The 17,237-nt window shown below is 70.6% G+C and carries 16 protein-coding genes, 1 tRNA gene and 1 pseudogene; 12 read left to right on the forward strand and 6 right to left on the reverse strand.

Annotated elements, in window-relative coordinates; genetic code table 11:
* The first annotated feature begins 4 nt into the window (after positions 1-4).
* From ACZZ98_RS04055 to ACZZ98_RS04085, 7 genes are read left to right on the forward strand one after another with little or no spacing between them, the layout of a single operon-like run.
* Positions 5-544 (forward strand): phytoene/squalene synthase family protein, encoded by a 540-nt coding sequence (locus ACZZ98_RS04055; RefSeq protein ID WP_463515044.1) that lies wholly within the window; start codon positions 5-7, stop codon positions 542-544.
* Positions 541-2,148, forward strand: a complete 1,608-nt coding sequence (gene crtI, locus ACZZ98_RS04060; RefSeq protein ID WP_463515045.1) for a phytoene desaturase family protein — start codon at positions 541-543, stop codon at positions 2,146-2,148. The genes ACZZ98_RS04055 and crtI overlap by 4 nt, the downstream gene beginning before the upstream one ends.
* Entirely contained in the window at positions 2,145-2,528 is a 384-nt protein-coding gene (locus tag ACZZ98_RS04065) for a lycopene cyclase domain-containing protein (RefSeq protein WP_463515046.1), read from the forward strand. The genes crtI and ACZZ98_RS04065 overlap by 4 nt, the downstream gene beginning before the upstream one ends.
* The gene (locus ACZZ98_RS04070; protein ID WP_463515047.1) at positions 2,525-2,869 is read left to right on the forward strand and encodes a lycopene cyclase domain-containing protein; all 345 of its coding nucleotides are present in this window, start codon (positions 2,525-2,527) and stop codon (positions 2,867-2,869) included. Before ACZZ98_RS04065 ends, ACZZ98_RS04070 begins: the two co-directional genes overlap by 4 nt.
* Complete coding sequence (locus ACZZ98_RS04075) at positions 2,866-4,239, forward strand: cytochrome P450 (RefSeq protein WP_463515048.1); 1,374 nt, start codon at positions 2,866-2,868, stop codon at positions 4,237-4,239. Before ACZZ98_RS04070 ends, ACZZ98_RS04075 begins: the two co-directional genes overlap by 4 nt.
* Positions 4,236-5,453, forward strand: a complete 1,218-nt coding sequence (locus ACZZ98_RS04080) for a glycosyltransferase (RefSeq protein ID WP_463515049.1) — start codon at positions 4,236-4,238, stop codon at positions 5,451-5,453. Before ACZZ98_RS04075 ends, ACZZ98_RS04080 begins: the two co-directional genes overlap by 4 nt.
* Positions 5,453-5,968 carry a glycosyl-4,4'-diaponeurosporenoate acyltransferase CrtO family protein gene (locus ACZZ98_RS04085; protein ID WP_463515050.1) on the forward strand — a complete coding sequence of 172 codons (516 nt, stop codon included), beginning with the start codon at positions 5,453-5,455 and terminating at the stop codon, positions 5,966-5,968. Before ACZZ98_RS04080 ends, ACZZ98_RS04085 begins: the two co-directional genes overlap by 1 nt.
* 74 nt (positions 5,969-6,042) lie before the next feature.
* Here ACZZ98_RS04085 and ACZZ98_RS04090 read toward each other — a convergent pair whose 3' ends face one another.
* On the reverse strand, positions 6,043-6,792 hold the full coding sequence (locus tag ACZZ98_RS04090; protein WP_463517716.1) for a ZIP family metal transporter: 750 nt from the start codon (positions 6,790-6,792) through the stop codon (positions 6,043-6,045).
* A gap of 114 nt (positions 6,793-6,906) precedes the next feature.
* A tRNA-Tyr gene (locus ACZZ98_RS04095) sits at positions 6,907-6,990 on the reverse strand.
* Between the two features lie 101 nt (positions 6,991-7,091).
* Here ACZZ98_RS04095 and ACZZ98_RS04100 point away from each other — a divergent pair.
* From ACZZ98_RS04100 to ACZZ98_RS04110, 3 genes are all read left to right on the forward strand, one after another.
* Positions 7,092-7,586: a YajQ family cyclic di-GMP-binding protein gene (locus ACZZ98_RS04100; protein WP_463515051.1), complete on the forward strand. Its 495-nt coding sequence runs from the start codon at positions 7,092-7,094 to the stop codon at positions 7,584-7,586.
* A 71-nt stretch (positions 7,587-7,657) separates the two neighbouring features.
* Positions 7,658-8,959 (forward strand): PP2C family protein-serine/threonine phosphatase, encoded by a 1,302-nt coding sequence (locus ACZZ98_RS04105; RefSeq protein WP_463515052.1) that lies wholly within the window; start codon positions 7,658-7,660, stop codon positions 8,957-8,959.
* Between the two features lie 126 nt (positions 8,960-9,085).
* Positions 9,086-9,964 carry an SGNH/GDSL hydrolase family protein gene (locus tag ACZZ98_RS04110; RefSeq protein ID WP_463515053.1) on the forward strand — a complete coding sequence of 293 codons (879 nt, stop codon included), beginning with the start codon at positions 9,086-9,088 and terminating at the stop codon, positions 9,962-9,964.
* Between the two features lie 78 nt (positions 9,965-10,042).
* Here the strand turns inward: ACZZ98_RS04110 and pepN are convergent, their stop codons facing one another.
* On the reverse strand, positions 10,043-12,514 hold the full coding sequence (gene pepN / locus ACZZ98_RS04115; protein ID WP_463515054.1) for an aminopeptidase N: 2,472 nt from the start codon (positions 12,512-12,514) through the stop codon (positions 10,043-10,045).
* Positions 12,515-12,658: 144 nt separating this feature from the next.
* Between pepN and ACZZ98_RS04120 the strand changes: the two genes are divergently transcribed.
* Positions 12,659-13,270 (forward strand): TetR/AcrR family transcriptional regulator, encoded by a 612-nt coding sequence (locus ACZZ98_RS04120; protein ID WP_463515055.1) that lies wholly within the window; start codon positions 12,659-12,661, stop codon positions 13,268-13,270.
* Positions 13,271-13,302: 32 nt separating this feature from the next.
* Positions 13,303-14,874, forward strand: a complete 1,572-nt coding sequence (locus ACZZ98_RS04125) for an MFS transporter (protein WP_463515056.1) — start codon at positions 13,303-13,305, stop codon at positions 14,872-14,874.
* A gap of 80 nt (positions 14,875-14,954) precedes the next feature.
* On the opposite strand, the gene htpX is transcribed toward ACZZ98_RS04125, so the two are convergent.
* The 3 genes and pseudogenes from htpX to ACZZ98_RS04140 form a co-directional block, all read right to left on the reverse strand.
* Entirely contained in the window at positions 14,955-15,845 is an 891-nt protein-coding gene (gene htpX / locus ACZZ98_RS04130) for a zinc metalloprotease HtpX (RefSeq protein ID WP_463515057.1), read from the reverse strand.
* 66 nt (positions 15,846-15,911) lie between these two features.
* On the reverse strand, positions 15,912-16,310 hold the full coding sequence (locus ACZZ98_RS04135) for a proton-conducting transporter transmembrane domain-containing protein (protein WP_463515058.1): 399 nt from the start codon (positions 16,308-16,310) through the stop codon (positions 15,912-15,914).
* A gap of 49 nt (positions 16,311-16,359) precedes the next feature.
* Positions 16,360-16,812 (reverse strand): annotated as a pseudogene (locus tag ACZZ98_RS04140) (proton-conducting transporter transmembrane domain-containing protein); the annotation flags it as partial.
* Positions 16,813-17,237 lie beyond the last annotated feature (425 nt).

Raw genomic sequence — 17,237 nt, forward strand, 5'->3', positions numbered from 1 at the left:
CTCGATGCGGGCCGACCTCACGGTCATGGAGCACGACGAGGCGAGCTTCGTCGACTACGTCTACGGTTCGGCCGAGGTGGTCGGACTCATGTGCCTGCGCGCCTTCCTGCTCGACGACAGCTCCGGCGGGGGCGCCACCGCGAGCCACCCGACGCCGCAGGACCTGGCCGGACTCGAAACAGGTGCTCGTCGGCTGGGTGCGGCCTTCCAGAAGGTCAACTTCCTCAGGGACCTGGGCGAGGACTTCAACGAGCGCGGTCGGCGCTACTTCCCCGGAGTCGACCCGAGTGCGCTGACCGAGGCTGACAAGCACCGCATCCTCGACGACATCGACGCCGACCTCGACGCGTCCAGGGAGTCGATGGCGGCTCTCCCCCGCAGCAGCCGCGTGGCCGTGACGGCCGCGCACTCCCTCTTCCACGAGCTGTCCCGCCGCCTGCGCGCAACCCCTGCGTCCGTGATCATGCAGCACCGGGTGCGCGTCCCGACATCCGTGAAGAACCGGGTCGCCATGGTGTCCATCGTCCGCGGGCTCGCCCCGTGAGCCCGCGTCGCAGGGCCGTCGTCATCGGCGGAGGCGTGAGCGGCCTGGCGTCCGCGGCCCTGCTCGCCCGCGACGGCTACGACGTCGAGCTGCACGACCAGGGCGAGGTCGTCGGTGGTCGGGCCGGCCGGTGGTCCCGTGACGGCTTCACGTTCGACACCGGCCCCTCGTGGTGGCTCATGAACGAGGTCTTCGACCACTACTTCCGCCTCCTCGGGACCACCGCGGAGGCCGAGCTCGACCTCGTCCGGCTCGACCCGGCATACCGCGTCTTCTTCGAGGGCGACCCGACGCCCCTGGAGGTGCGTTCGGGACGGGAGGCCGTCGAGGCGACCTTCGAGGGCGTCGAGCCGGGTGCCGGCAAGGCCATCGCGCGCTACCTCGACTCGGCCCACTCGACCTACGAGCTCGCTGTCCAGCGCTTCCTCTACACGACCTTCGAGACCTTCAGCCCACTCGTCCGTCTCGACGTCATGGCGCGCCTGGGACGGCTCGGTCGGCTGCTCACCCAGCCGCTGGAGTCCTTCGTCGCCGGGCACGTGCGCGACCAGCGGCTGCGTCAGGTGCTCGGCTACCCCGCCGTCTTCCTCGGCTCCTCGCCGCGGCGGGCGCCGGCGCTCTACCACCTCATGAGCCACCTCGACCTCGTCGAGGGCGTGTTCTACCCGCAGGGCGGGTTCGCCCGCCTCGTCGACCGGCTCGCCGAGCTGGCCGAGCGCGAAGGCGTCCGCATCGTCACCGGGTCGACCGCAGTCTCGATCGACACCGAGGCCGGCCGGGGCCGGGGACGCACGCGCGCCACGGTCACCGGCGTCACCGTGTGCAGCGACGAGGGCGAGTCGTTCCGACCTGCGGACCTGGTCGTGGCCGCCGCCGACCTCCACCACGTCGAGACCGAGCTCCTCCCGCCCGAGCTGCGCGAGCACTCGGAAGGCTGGTGGGAGCGCCGGGACCCCGGGCCCGGCGCCGTGCTGGTCATGCTCGGTGTCCGCGGCCTGCTGCCCGAGCTCGCGCACCACTCGCTGTTCTTCACCGCGGACTGGCAGGAGCACTTCGACGTCCTCCACGGCTCCGGTGACCCGATGCCCGACCCCGCATCGATCTATGTATGCCGTCCGTCCGCCACCGATCCCTCGGTCGCCCCCGAAGGGTGCGAGAACCTCTTCGTCCTCGTCCCGACGCCGGCCGACCCCGGCATCGGTCGCGGCGGCGAGGACGGTGGAGGCGATGCGTCCGTCGAGCAGATCGCCGACGCGGCCATCGCGCAGATCGCCGCCTGGGCCGGCGCGCCCGACCTCGCCGAGCGGGTCGTCGTGCGCCGCACCATCGGGCCGCAGGACTTCGCCGAGGACCTCAACGCCTGGTCCGGTGGCGCCCTCGGCCCGGCGCACACGTTGCAGCAGAGCGCCTTCCTGCGCGGACGGGTGTCGTCCGGCCGGGTGGACGGCCTGCACTTCGCCGGGTCGACCACCATCCCCGGCATCGGGCTGCCCATGTGCCTCATCAGCGCCGAGGTCATGCTCAAGTCCGTGCGGGGGGACAGCTCCACGACACCGCTTCCCGAGCCGTTGACCCCTGGGGCACCGGAGGCGTCGTCGGCATGACCCTCGCCAGCTGGTCCTACGTCGCCATGCTCACCTTCTGCCTCATCGGGACGATCCCGCTCGAGCTGTTCTTCGGCCTCGGCGTGCTTCGGCAGGTCCGCCGCCTCGCCCTCACCATCGGGCTCGCCGCCGGCCCCTTCCTCCTCTGGGACCTCTGGGCCACCAGGGCGGGGCACTGGGACTTCGACCCCGACCAGACGCTGCAGTGGCGGGTGGCCGGGATCCCGCTCGAGGAGGTCGGCTTCTTCGTCGTCATCCCGCTGGCGGCGATCCTCACCTACGAGGCGGTGCGGAAGCTGAGGGGACGGATCCGTCCTGCCTCTGAGGACTCCTCGGCCCAGGGTCGTCGGTCCGAGGCTCCGCAGCGGGAGTCCTGGTGACCTACACCGCGCTGACGCTGGTCGCTCTCGTCGTCGTCGTCGTCCTCGACCGGTGGGTCCTGCGCACCCGGCTGACGTCGTCGAGCACCTGGTGGCTCTCCTACGCCATCGTCGTGGGCTTCCAGCTCCTCACCAACGGATGGCTCACCGGCCGGGGCATCGTCCGCTACGACGGTGACGTCATCGTGGGCAGCGAGCGGATCACCGCCTTCGGGGACGGGCGCCTCGTCTTCGCACCGGTCGAGGATCTCGGTTTCGGCTTCGCCCTCCTGCTGCTGACCTGTGCGGTGTGGGTGCGGCTCGGCCCCGGCCGCCATGCCGGACGGGGCGAGGAGTCATGAGCACCCCGTCGCCAAGCTCGCTCTCGACGGGTCCCTTCCCGGGGCCCACCGCCCTCGACATGGCCAAGGCGTTCAACAGGGTGAGGGCCGACCCGCTGACCTTCCTCGGCGAGGTGCGCGACGAGTTCGGGGACGTCGCTGCCTTCCCCGTGCCGGGGGTGCCGGCCCTCCTGCTCTCCGACCCGGTCGACGTCCGGCACGTCCTGCAGACGTCTGCCCGGCAGTGGACCAAGGACACCGTCCAGTACGCCGCGCTGGGGCGGATCACCGGCAACGGCCTGCTGGCGAGCGCCGAGCCCTCGTGGATGCCGCACCGACGCGCGGCCGCACCCGCCTTCCACCGCCAGCGGCTCGCCGTCGTGAGCGAGCAGGTGGTCGGTGCGACGGACGACGCGTTGCGCGCCTGGGACACCGGACCCAGCAGCGGCGCCCGGGAGGTCGAGGTCTCCCACCTCCTCGCCCGGCTCGCCCTCGACGTCGTGGGACGCACCCTCTTCGGGTCCGACCTCTCCCCCCATGCCGGGCGGCTGCTCGACGCCACGAGCGACGCGGCGGTGCTCGTCGTCAGAGCCGGCCGGTCGATCCTGCCGATCCCGGCGCGGACCCCCACCCCGCTCAACCGTCGGATCCGTGCGGCACGACAGGAGTTCGACGCCCTGTCCCACCTGCTCATCGCCGAACGGCGCCGGTCGACGGCGGGGCAGGACAACTCGGGTGACGACCTGCTCGGTCTGCTCCTCGACGGCGGCCTGACCGACGACGAGATCCGCGACGAGCTCGTGACGATGGTCATCGCCGGGCACGAGACCGTCGCCGCCGGCCTCACGTGGACGCTCATGCTGCTCGCGGAGCACCCCGCGATCCAGGAGGAGGTCCACGATGAGGTCGTCGGCCTCACCGGACCCCCGCCCATCATGGGCGCGGGAGCCGCCGCCCCCGTGACGCGAGCGGTGGTCGACGAGGCCCTGCGGCTGTTCCCGCCCGCCTGGGCCATCTCACGTCGCTCCTCGGCGGCCGACCTCATCGGTGGCCGTGAGGTGCCAGCCGGCACGCTCGCGATCATCAGCCCATGGGTGCTCCATCGGCACCCCCGCCTGTGGGACGACCCCCTCGCGTTCCGCCCCAACCGGTTCCACGACGGCACCGACCACCGCGGGGCCTACCTCCCGTTCGGGGCGGGACCCCGCCTGTGCATCGGCCGCGAGTTCGCCCTCGCCGAGATGGTCGTCGTCCTGACCCGACTGCTGGCGGGCCACCGGTTCACGACGCCGCCCGGCTGGACCCGCCCGTTCGCCGAGGCGAGGGTGGCGCTGCACCCGCGAGGCGGCATGACCCTGCTCGTCGGTGGACGCGGTGGGACCGGGTCGTGAACGACACCTCGTCGTGGTCCGGCGCCGTGTCGGTCTCGGCCGTCCTCACGGCCCTGGTCCTCGTCGCGGCCATGGTGGCGCTCGCCCGTCACCAGCTTGCCCGGCTGCGGGCCCTCGCGAGCGACCCGACCGTGGGAGCGTCGGGCACTGCCGGCACGGGAGGCGTGCTCGACCACGACCTCTCGGAGCTGTCCATCGTGGTCCCCGCGCGCAACGAGGCAGCCTCGATCACTGCGCTGCTCGCGTCGCTGGCGCCGTCGCGCTCGTCGTTGCGGGACCTGCTCGTCGTCGACGACGGCTCCTCCGACGGCACGGCAGAGCTGGCACGGACCGGCGGCGCGAGGGTGCTCACCGCTCCTGCACCTCCTGACGGCTGGACCGGGAAGTCGTGGGCCTGTCATCTCGGCGCCGGAGCGACGACCGGGCGCCTGCTGCTCTTCCTCGACGCGGACACCGTGCTGGCCGCAGGGGCGTTGCCCGGCCTGCTGGATCTGCACACACAGGAACGGGGTCTCCTGTCCGTCCAGCCCCACCACCGGCCCGTGCACGCCTACGAGCACCTGTCGAGCTACTTCAACCTCGTCTCGCTCATGGGCAGCGGGCTGTTCGCCCGGCGCCCCCCGACCACCCCCATGGCGTTCGGGCCCTGCCTGCTCACGACCCGGGACGACTACGAGGCCGCCGGTGGTCACGAGGGCATCCGCGCCGAGATCCTCGACGACGCGCAGCTCGCGGCCGCCTACGGCAGGGCCGGCCTGCCCGTGTCGTGCGTCGTCGGTGGCTCGGCCGTGGCGATGCGGATGTATCCCGGTGGCCTGCGGCAGCTGGTCGAGGGGTGGACCAAGAACTTCGCCTCCGGTGCGACCCAGGCCGACCGCCGCTCGTCCGTGGCTGCCGCACTCTGGGTCGCGTGCCACGCCGCGGTCGCCGGTGGCAGCGCCTCGGCCCTCGTCGCTGCGCTGTCCGGCGCCACCGCAGCGTCCTGGTCGCTCGTGGCCGTCTGGCTGGTCGCGTGGGCAGTCACAGCGGCGCACCTCCGGCACGAGCTGCGTCGCATCGGCTCCTTCCGCTGGTGGACGTGGGCCCTCTTCCCGCTGCCCCTGGCCGTCTTCGGCCTCGTCTTCGTCCGCTCCCTCCTCCTCACCCACGTGCTGGGCACGGTGCGCTGGCGCAGTCGCCACGTGCCCCTGGGCCGACGCCTCCGGAGCCCGTGATGCTGGCGCAGCAGGTGCCGCTCCCGGTCATCGTCGTCATCGACGTCGTGGCGTGGGGTGCCTTCCACGCCACCACCGGATACCTCGCGCACCGGCTCGGGCCCCACCGGCTGGCCGAGGACGGCTGGGTGCTGCGAGCACGCGGCTTCGAGGACGCGCGCTTCTATCGCCGCCGGCTGCGCATCCATCGCTGGAAGGACCGGCTGCCCGAGGCCGGCGCCCTCTTCGCGGGCGGGGTGAGCAAGCGAGAGCTCGGCACTCTCGACGACGACGGACTCGAGGCCTTCGTCCGGGAGACCCGGCGCGCCGAGCTCGGACACTGGTGGGCAATGGCCTGCAGCCCGCTCTTCATCCTCTGGAACCCGCCGCTGGCCTCGGTGCTGCTCGTCGCCTACGGCGTCCTCGTCAACCTGCCCTTCATCGCCATCCAGCGCTACAACCGGCTGCGGATCAACGCACTGGTGGCGCGGCGGCGACATCGCCCGCCCGGGTCAACGAAGGCGGGCACCACCTGACCGGAGGTCAACCTCGTCCTCGGCCGACTGCACCCCAGCTCCGAGGTGCGCCAAATCCTCACCCCGTGGCTGCTCTAGACATGTCCCATCACGAAGGCGGTGAGGAAACCGACAGTGGCGGCCAGCCCGGCATACAGATGGGTCCTCTCGAAGGCTTCCGGAATCATGGTGTCGGCGACCATGGCCAAGATGGCTCCGGCGGCGAGCGCGGTGATCGCGGCGACGGTCGTCGGGGAGGCGCCCTCGAGGAAGAGGACGCCGAGGAGCCCGGCGAGCCCGCTGGCGACGGCGATGCCGCCCCACACCCCGAAGACGTAGCGGGCGCTGCGGCGTGACGCCTTCATCCCCGCGGCGCTGGACAACCCCTCGGGGAGGTTCGACAGGAAGATCGCCGCGAACACCGCGACGCCGACGCCGCCACCCTCGAGCAGGGTCAGGCCGAGCACGATCGACTCGGGTATGCCGTCCAGCAGTGCCCCGACGGCGATGGCCCCGCCGCTGCCCGGCGTGTCCTCCTCCGACCCCTGGATCTCGTGCGAGCGCTTGCGGTGGCGCGCTCCCCGCTTCGCCAGCAGGACATTGGCCGCGACATAGATGACAGCTCCGGTGAGGAAGCCCGCGGCAGTCGGGACGAGCCCGCCGGTCTGCTCGGCCTCGTCGACGAGGTCGAACGACAGCGCTGAGATGAGGACCCCGGCGCCGAACGCCATGATCGTCGCGACGACCCGCTGCGGCACGTGGACCACCCACGCGATCGCGGCACCGAGCACCAACGCACCGCCCGCGAGCAGACCCCACAGACCTGCCTGCGCCCACACCGGCATGCGCACCGTCCTCTCGTCAGGACATGCCTACCCCATGACGGGCGGACAACGGGGTGAGGTGCATGACGAAGGCCCCTGACCGGCATACGCCGGGTTCAGGGGCCCTCGTGCACGTGGTGGCAGGTGAAGGATTCGAACCTTCGAAGCTTTCGCGATGGATTTACAGTCCACTCCCATTGGCCGCTCGGGCAACCTGCCGTGCGCGTGGAAGGATAGCAAGCCAACGTCCCAACAACGAAACCGTGTCTGCAGACCGCGATGGACCACCCACGCGCGAGGCACCCGAACGAGGAGGACCCGTGGCCGACAGCTCCATGGACATCGTCAGCAACTACGACAAGCAGGAGATCGCCAACGCGGTCAACGCCGCCGCAAAGGAGGTCGCCAACCGCTACGACTTCAAGAACATCGGCGCCTCGGTCGAGCTCTCCGGCGAGTCCATTGCGATGCAGGCCAACTCCGAGGAGCGTGTGCTCGCCGTCCTCGACGTCGTGCAGTCGTGGCTGGTCAAGCGCAAGGTCTCGCTCAAGCACCTCGACGTCCCCGAGTCCGGACCGCGGCTGTCCGGCAAGGAGTACAAGCTCGACGTCGCGCTCCAGCAGGGCATCTCCACCGAGAACGCGAAGAAGATCAACAAGATGATCCGCGACGAGGGACCCAAGGGCGTGAAGTCCCAGATCCAGGGCGACGAGCTGCGCGTGTCGAGCAAGTCGCGCGACGACCTGCAGGCCGTGCAGCGGATGCTCCTGGCCGCCGATCTCGACGTCGCGCTCCAGTTCACGAACTACCGCTGACGACGAGATCCCAGGGCGTCCTGCGGTTTGACTCACGCTGGGAGAGCCGTCACGTGCGGTACGTTGCCCCGGTGACCGCGCCCGACGAGGCAGGACCGCCCACCACGAGTCTCAGCTCGGGCGAGCAGGTCCTGGACGCCCTCTCGGCGGCCGCCCGGTTCTGCGGGCCGCACGAGCTGCCAGGGATCGTCACCGAGCACGCGCAGCTCCTCGGCGTGCGCGATGCGACCATCCATCTGGTCGACCTCCAGCAGACGACTCTGACACCGTTCCACGGACCGGTGGTGGACGGCGCGGAACCTGAACCCGCCCCGCTCGACATCGAGTCGACGATCGCCGGCCGCGCCTACCAGCACAGCGTCGTCCTCGTCGCGCCGTCCTCACCGGAGGAAGGGTCGGGCACCACCATGTGGCTGCCCCTGTGCGAGAGCGCGGATCGGATCGGAGTGCTCTCTGTCGTGCTCGACGACGCGGACGCGGTGGGCGAACCTGATCCCGCGCTCGCCACCTGGCTGCAGCGACTTGCCGCCCTCGTCGGCGAGCTCGTCGCACTCAAGAAGAGGTATGGCGACAGCATCGTGATGGCCCGCCGCTCGAACGAGGTCGACCTCGCGGCGGAGATGCAGTGGGGGTTGCTGCCCCCGCTGACGTTCGGTTCGCGGGAGGTCTCGGTCGCGGCCGTCCTGGAACCGGCCTACGACGTGGCTGGGGACTCCGTGGACTATGCCGTGGACACCGACGTCGTCCGCCTCGGCGTCTTCGACGGCATGGGGCACGGGTTGCAGAGCGCCCAGCTCGCTGCACTCGCCGTCGAGAGCTACCGCAACGCCCGCCGCGCGGGACGCTCCCTGACGGAGACCGCAGCAGCGATCGACCGGGCCATCGAGCGGGGGTTCCTCGAGTGCTTCGCGACGGCCATCCTGGCGGAGCTGTGCACGAGCACCGGTGGCCTGTCGTGGATCAGCGCGGGTCACCCCGCGCCCCTGCTTCTGCGCGCGGGCCAGGTCGTGCGCGCCCTGCCCGTGGACCCTGGACTTCCCTTCGGTCTGGGCCTCCCGGACACCCACCACCACTACCCCGTCCAGAGTGAACAGCTCGAACCCGGCGACCAGGTGCTCTTCCTCACCGACGGAGTCCTCGACGCACGGTCGCCGTCCGGGGACCACTTCGGGGTCGCACGCCTCGCCGACCTTCTCTCCCACAGCATCGCTGCCAGCCTCTCGCCGGCGGAGTCGATGCGCCGCGTCGGTCGCGCGCTGCTGGCGCATCAGGAAGCTCGCCTCACCGACGACGCGACGATGCTCCTGATGGAGTGGCCCGGCCACCAACCCACCCTGACGTCGGCTGACGTGATGGCGCTCCCCTGGCCCTAGGTCGTGCGAACCCAGCCGCCCGAACCTGAGGGCCACTGGTGGGCTGTGGCGGGTCAGGGCAATTGTGGTTACGCTTCAGTAACCCACGCCGACGTGGGCCCTGTCGGATCGAACAACGGAGTTCAGATGCGTCGCCCAGCCCTGCGGACCGCGGCCCTCGCCAGCGCCGTCGCCGCCACAGTCGCTCTCGGCCTCACCACTCCCGCTCAGGCTGCCAAGCCCGGCGCGCGGGTGCCCGCCGGTCCCTATGTCGCCCTTGGTGACAGCTTCTCGGCCGGCTCTGGGGTGCTTCCCCTCAGCCCCACGGCCAACCCGCTGTGCGCACAGTCGGCAGTCAACTACCCCCATCTCATCGCGCAGCGCACCGGCCGTACGTTGAAGGACGCGACGTGCGGTGGCGCCGACACCGGCGACTTCTACACCGCGCAGTACCCCGGCACTCCCCCGCAGCTCGACGCGCTGACCGCCCAGTCGCGACTCGTCACGATCGGCATCGGCGGCAACGACTCCAGCCTCTTCTCGAGCCTGATCCAGAACTGCATCACCGCCGGTCTGTCCACGCTCGGCCAGGGCAGCCCCTGCAAGAACAGGTACGGCTCGACCTTCACCACCACGATCACGACCAAGACCTATCCGGCCGTGAGGAAGGCGATCGCCGACGCCAAGGCGAAGGCGCCCAACGCGAGGATCGTCGTGCCGGGCTACCCGCAGGTGCTCCCACCGACCAGGGGCTGCTACCTGACGATGCCGATCGCCTCGGGTGACGTGCCCTATGTCAACGGCATCGAGCAGACCCTCAACGCCGCCGTGAAGCAGGCCGCCCTCGACAACGGTGCGACCTTCGTCGACATGTGGGCGCCCTCAGCAGGCCGGGACGCCTGCCAGCTGCCCTGGGTTCGCTGGGTGGAGCCGGCCGTCGGGTCCCTCAACTTCGTCCCGATCCACCCGAACGCCGCCGGCGAGCGCGCCTACGCCGACCAGATCATGGCGCGCGTCAGCCTCTGAACCACGACTTCGTGCCCCGTGGGGACGCGAGCGCCAGCGAGTGTCCCAACGGGGCACGAAGTCGGGAGTGAGAAGCGTTCAGGCCCAGCGGGCGCGGGAGCGCAGCGCTTCCTCGAGCTTGGACAGCTCGTCGCCCATCGCGCGCCGCACGCCGGCCGTGAGGTCCGGGCGGGCGATCGCCTCACGCACCAGCTCGACGGTCTCCGGCTCGACCACGCGCGCCGGGAAGGCAAGTGTCGCAACGTGGTCCAGCGCATCTGCCCCGACCCACTCCGCCAGGCGAGGGATGTCGGAGACGTAGCGGGCGGCATACGGGCGCAGGTCCTCGGGGGCCCCGCTCGACCAGAACCCGGTGGCGAGGGCGTTGAGCTCGTAGTTGGAGCGTTCGCGGTTCTGCGTCAGCTCCGACCACGCCCACTGCTTGTCCGGTATGCCGGGTCGCGCGGCTCGCGCACCCAGTGCGGCGAGGTGCCCGGACAGTGTCGTGTCGTCGGCCTCGACGCGCGCGATGAGCGCATCGTCGGCGAAGCCGAGACGGGCGAGGCTGCGCACGACGATCCAGCGGAAGTCGGCGTCACCCTCCAGTCCCTCGGGGAGGTTGCGGCCATCCACCCACGCGAGCAGCCGGTCCTCGTCGGTGGTGGTCGACGCCAGCACCCGAGCCGCGACGATCTCGCGGTCCGAACCGGCCTCAGCGCCCTGGAAGGCCATGAGCGCCGCACCGGCGATGCGTCCGTCGGCAGCCTCGACGAGGGCGGTGGGCACGAACTGCGGCACGATTCGGTCGATGAAGGCCGGGGCGACCCGCGACATGACGGCGACGTCGTCCTCGTGCGGCCAGGCCGCGGTGAAGACGTCCAGTGCCACCCGCGGGTCCACGATGGACCGGAAGACGCCGGTGAGCACCGCTCCCCAGAGCACGGAACGGGCGATCGGGTCTGTGACCCGTGAGAGACCGGCCGGCAGCGCTGCCAGCGTGGCCTCGTCGAGGTCGATCTGGGCCCAGGTGAGGTCGCCTGCGTTGGGCACGAGCAGTGCGACGTCGCGGGCGACCTCGGCGACACCGGCGACCTCGACCCGGGGCGCGTCGAGGGTCACCGACGAGCGGAACACCTCGGCGCCGTCGGTGAACCCGGCGACGTCGAGCGAGTGCGGGCGGTCGGCGGGGTGGGCCTCGGGGGTCGTCCGCGTCATCGTCCCGTCGCGGTCGAGCGCGATGACGTCGACGCCGGCCGTCTCGAGCCAGGCGCGGCTCCACTCGCCGAGCGGAGCGCCGTGGGCGACCTCCATCGCGGCGAGGAACTCGGCCAGCTCACCGTTGCCGTGCTCGTGCGAGCGCAGGTAGGCCGTGACCCCGGACGTGAATGCCTCCTCGCCCATGTGCGTGACGAGCTGGCGGAGGACGGAGGCGCCCTTAGCGTAGGAGATGCCGTCGAAGTTCTCGAGGGCGCTCTGCGCATCGGGAGCAGGAGATCCGGCAACCGGGTGGGTCGACGGAGCCCGCTCCGCGGCATACCCCCACTGCTTGCGGGCGATCCCGAACTCGACCCAGCTGTCGGTGAACTCGGTGACGGCACTCGTCGCGGTGTAGGCCATGAACTCGGCGAACGACTCGTTGAGCCAGAGGTCGTCCCACCAGCGCATCGTCACGAGGTCGCCGAACCACATGTGGGCCATCTCGTGCGCGATCGTGTTGCTGCGCTGGAGGATCTGCTCGCGGGTCGCGGCTCCCCGATAGAGCATGGGGTCGCGGAAGGTCACGCAGCCCGGGTTCTCCATCGCGCCGGCGTTGAACTCGGGGACGAAGACCTGGTCGTAGTCGCCGAACGGGTAGCGGATCCCGAACGTGCGGTGGTAGTGGTCGAAGGACTGCTTCGTCACCTCGAACATCTGCGGCGCATGGTGCTCGAGCTCGCGCTGCAGGCTGCGGCGCGCGTGGATCCCGAGCGGTATGCCGTCGTGCTCGTCGTGCACCGAGACGTAGGGCCCGACGCAGACGGTGACGAAATACGTTGCGAGAGGAAGGGTCTCGCTGAGCTCCCAGTGACCGGGCGACGTCTGGGTGGCTCGGCCGTTGCCCAGGACGACGCAGTCCTGCGGCGCACGGACGGTCACGGCATACGGAGCCTTGAGGTCGGGCTGGTCGAAGCAGGCGAACACCGTCGGCGCCGCGTCGAGGAAGAGGTGACCGTAGACGTAGTCCTCGCCGTCGGCCGGGTCGGTGCTGCGGTGCAGCCCCTGGCCGTCGCGCGAGTAGGCCATCGTCGCCACGACCTCGACGAGGTTGTCGGCCGCCAGGTCGGTCAGCGGGAGTCGTCCGTCGACGACGGCCTCGGGTGCGATGGGGGCGCCGTTGAGGGTCACCGAGCCGGTTGACACCGACCGCAGATCCAGAAAGGTCGACTCGCCGGGGACGCTGCAGGAGAACCGGATTCGAGTCGTGGACCCGAAATGTTCATTTCCCCTGTCGAGGTCGAGATCGACCTCCATCCGGTTCACCGTGATGAGCTGCGCCCGCTGCCGGGCTTCGTCGCGAGTCAGTGATGGCACTGAGCGATGGTGTCACAGCCGCCGCCTCCGTCCTTCAGCCAGTTGACGGCGCCGGGCACGAGGGTCTACGTTGCCGGTGTACGAAACAGTTTCGTTCCGTACGGTCTCGTTCCGTACCGGACGTACCCACCTTGAAGGAGTGCAGTGCACATCACGCCGACAGCCGCTGGGGTTCGCCCACGAGTCGCCGGCGACCGCGAGGGAGAGATCCTCGAGGGTGTGCTGGACGTCCTGGAGGACGTGGGCTACGACAAGCTGACGTTCGACTTGGTCGCCGCCCAGGTGAAGGCGAGCAAGGCCACCCTCTACCGGCGTTGGCCGACCAAGGCCGACCTGGTCCTGGGCGCCATCGCTCTCGTGAAGCTGTGTCCCGGCGACGACGACGTCCCTCCCGACACCGGCACGCTCCGCGGAGACATGCACGCCCTGGCCTGCACGGACGGTGAGCTCACCAGCCGCCTCCCGGATCTGATGACCGCGGTCATCCCGGCTCTGCATCGCGACACGGAGCTGACCGAGAGGTTCAAGAAGTCGTTCGTGGCTCCGCGTCAGAAGATGATCGGCGACATCCTGCACCGCGCTCAGCAGCGCGGCGAGATCGCCGCCAGCACCGACCTGGAGCTGCTGGCCGCCATCGTTCCCGCCTTGGCCATGCACCACACGTTCGTCCGTGGGCAAGGTCCCACGGAGGCCTACATGCGAGGGGTCATCGACGACGTCCTCCTACCGGCCTGTCAGGCCACGCTCAACACCTGAGCACCACTCCCCCTCGCTGAGAAGGAACACCCATGTCCACGACACCGCTCGACGCTGCCCAAGGGCAGAAGAGCAAGGCTCCTCCACCCCGCAACCTGGCGCTCGCCCTCGTGGTCATCGCCACCGCGCAGCTCATGATCGTCCTCGACGCCAGCATCGTCACCATCGCCCTTCCCGAGATCCAGACCGACCTCGGGTTCAGCGATGCCAACCGCCAGTGGGTCGTCACCGCCTATGCGCTCGCCTTCGGCAGTCTGCTGCTGCTCGGCGGTCGCCTGGGTGACCTCTTCGGGCGTCGACGCATGTTCGTCGCGGGCGTCGTCCTGTTCACGCTCGCCTCACTGCTCGGCGGCTTCGCGCCGAACGAGCCTCTGCTGCTCGCCTCTCGGGCCCTCCAGGGTGCTGGGGCGGCGTTGGCCTCCCCCGCGGCGCTCGCACTGATCAACACCACGTTCCCCGCGGGCAAGGAGCGCAACCGCGCGATGGCGGTGTATGCCGCGATGTCCGGTGCCGGTGCCGCGGTCGGCCTCATCCTCGGTGGCGTCCTCACCGAGGTCGACTGGCGGTGGACCTTCTTCGTCAACATCCCGATCGGCCTGTTCATCGCGTTCATCGCCCCGCGGGTTCTCGTCGAGTCCGACGGTCACGACGCGACGCTCGACCTCCCCGGCGCCGTCCTGGGAACGGGCGGCCTGCTGGGGATCGTCTACGGCCTCTCGCATGCTGCCGAGCCGGATGCGTCGTGGGGAGATGTCATGACCCTGCTGCCCCTCATCGGTGGACTCGCCCTGCTCGTGGCCTTCGTCTTCGCCGAGGCCCGGGCCGAGCACCCCCTGCTGCCGTTGCGCATCCTCGCTGACCGCAACCGCGCGACCAGCCTCTTCACCATGTTGCTGGTGGGTGCGGGCATGTTCGCCATGTTCTTCTTCATCGGTCTGTTCCTGCAGCAGGTGCTCGGGTACTCACCGGTCAAGGCCGGGCTCTCGCTGCTGCCCTTCAGCATCGGCATCGGCGTCGGTGCCGCCATTGCGTCGAACCTGCTGAGCCGGGTGGACCCGCGCTGGATCGCCGGTGCGGGCGGTCTCCTCGTCACCGCCGGGATGCTGCTCTTCACCCGGTTGGACGCCGACAGCACCTATGCCGGCGGTCTGCTGCCCGGCATCCTCGTGATGTCGTTCGGGATGGCGTTCCTGTTCATCCCGCTCACCCTCACCGCGACGGCACGGATCAGTCCGAACGATGCCGGTGCGGCTGCGTCCGCACTGAACACCGCCCAGCAGATCGGTGGTGCGATCGGCATCGCCGCCCTGTCCACGGTGTTCACCGGTGCCGCCGCCGACAGGGGCAAGGAGCTGCTGGCCCGGGCGATGGAGCAGGCACAGGCACAGGGTCTGCCGCTCCCGAGCAACCCGACCGAGCAGGCGGCAGCCGCCCAGGCGTTCCAGCAGCAGTACGGCGCCGAGATCCAGGCCTTCGCGACGACCCAGGGGTTCTGGGTCGCGGCGGGCATGATCTTCATCGGCGCCCTGGCCGCGGTCATCCTCCTCAACGTCAAGCACGAGGAGCTCGCCACCGACGGTCACGCCGTCGCGCACGTGGGCTGATCGAAGACAGAGCAGAAGAGGCCGTCACCCGCTTCCGGGTGACGGCCTCTTCGGTTGCTGCTCGTCGGCCGGTCGACTGCTCAGCTGGGGCGGTAGCCGGTTGCCATGGCCTGGAGACGGGCGATGCGGTCGGCCATCGGCGGGTGCGTGGCCATGAGCTTCGAGATGTCCTGCGCCCGGAACGGGTTGGCGATCATCATGTGGCTCGAGTTGACGAGGTCCTTGGTCGGGGCCAGCGGTGCGCGGGACACCCCGGACTCGAGCTTGGCCAGGGCGGAGGCGAGCGCCAACGGGTCGCCGGTGAGCGTGGCGCCGTCCTCGTCGGCGTCGTACTCACGGGTGCGGGTGATGGCGAGCTGGATGAACATCGCGGCGATGGGGGCGATGAACGCCATGGCGAGTCCGGCCATGGCACCACCGGGGTTGTCGTCGTCGCGGTTCCCGCCACCGAACATCGAGGTGAAGGCCAGCATCTGGCCGACGCTGCTGATGACACCGGCGATCGCGGCGGCCACCGAGCCGGTGAGGATGTCGCGGTTGTAGACGTGCATGAGCTCGTGCCCCAGGACACCCCGCAGCTCGCGCTCGTCGAGGAGCTGGAGAATCCCTTGCGTGCAGCAGACGGCCGAGTTCTGGGGGTTGCGCCCGGTCGCGAACGCGTTGGGCGCCTCGGTCGGCGAGATGTAGAGCCTGGGCATCGGCTGCCCGGCCTTGGTGGAGAGCTCACGGACGATCCGATACATGGCCGGGGCCTCGGTCTCGCTCACCGGGAACGCGTGCATCGCCTTGATCGCGAGCTTGTCGCTGTTCCAGTACGAGTAGAAGGTCATCGCCACCCCGAACAGCGCGAAGATGAGGATGAAGCTCGGGTTGCCGAAGTAGCTCGCGGCGACCCAGCCGAGACCGAGGAACAGGGCCATGATGAGCCCGAACAGGCCGGCCGTCTTGAGGCCGTTGAAGTGGTTGTGCATGTCAGTCCCAACGTCCGAATGAGCACGAATCGTTCCGAAAACGGCCTCGGCGGGCCCGACCGGGCCTCACGAGACCAGCCCGACGAGCAGTTGCGGCAGGGCGCTCGCGGCGATGAGGATCGCGGCGCCGACGACGGCCACGCCGACGCTCGCCCGGCGCCTCCGTGGTCGTGACGGTGCGTCGCTCCCGGGCTCGCCGAAGAGCACCGCGAACCAGCGCACATAGACCGCGATGCCGAGGACCGCCGCGACGACGGCCACGACCGCCAGCGGCCACAGCCCCGCCGAGACGACCGGCCGGATCGCGACGATCTTGGCCACGAGCCCGATGACCCCGGGCGGGAGTCCGGCGAGGACGAGCAAAGCCAGTGCCAGCGTCCCTCCGGCGACGGGGTCGCGACGCAACAGCCCCCGGTATGCCGTGAGCTTCCCGTCCGTCCTCGACGTGCGGTCCGTGGATGGCACGGACCGCCGCGAAGGCGACCAGGCTGGCCACGGCATACACGAGGGCGTAGACCGCGGCAGCCCGGCGGCCGGTGACGGACAGGGCGGTGAGCGGGAGCAGGATCCAGCCGGCCTGGGCGACGGTCGACCAGGCGAGCAGGCGCACGACCTCGGTCTGGCGCAGGGCCATGACCGTGCCGGTGAGCAGTGAGGCGACGGTGAGCGTCGTCAGGGCTGCGACGACGACGTGGGGGCCTTCTGCGAGCCCGACGACGGCGTCGTAGGGCGCCAGCACGACGACGAGCGCGCCGACGGCGGCGAGCTTCGAGGCCGAGGCGAGCAGCGCCGCGACCGGGAGGGGACCCGAGGTGAGCGTCGTCGGGGTCCAGGCGTGGAACGGCACGGCCGAGAAGCTTGAAGGCGAGCCCGGCGACGAGGACGACGGTGGCCAGGCCGGCGAGGACTCGCTGCTCCGGGACGGCCCAGGCCGACGCCAGGGACTCGCCGGTGAGGGTCGGGTCACCAGTGGCGGTGACCCACAGCGCCGTGCCGAGGACGAGCAGCCCGAAGGACACCAAAGACGTGGTGAGCAGGGTGAGGGCGCCGTGAGCCGCGGCCCGGCGTTCGCGCCAGGCGACGAGGGCGATGACGGGGAGGGTGGCCAGCTCGAGGGTGATGAGCCAGGTCCCGAGGTCGCGCGAGGCAACGACGGCGGCGGCTCCGCTCGCGGACGCGAGCAGCATGACGACCTCGATGACGCCGACGCGTCGCACCGACATCAGGGCGAGCACCGCGAGCGTCGCCAGGAGGGCGGCGACCTGGAGGGTGCTCGGCAGGGCGCTGCCGTCCCACAGGCAGCGTCCGTCGGGCGCCGGTGTGCAGAGGGTGAGCCGGTCGTCGGTGGTGAGGAGGCCGGGAACGGCGGCGGCCGCACCTCCGGCGAGCCCG

It is taken from the genome of Knoellia sp. AC549 (assembly GCF_979258975.1).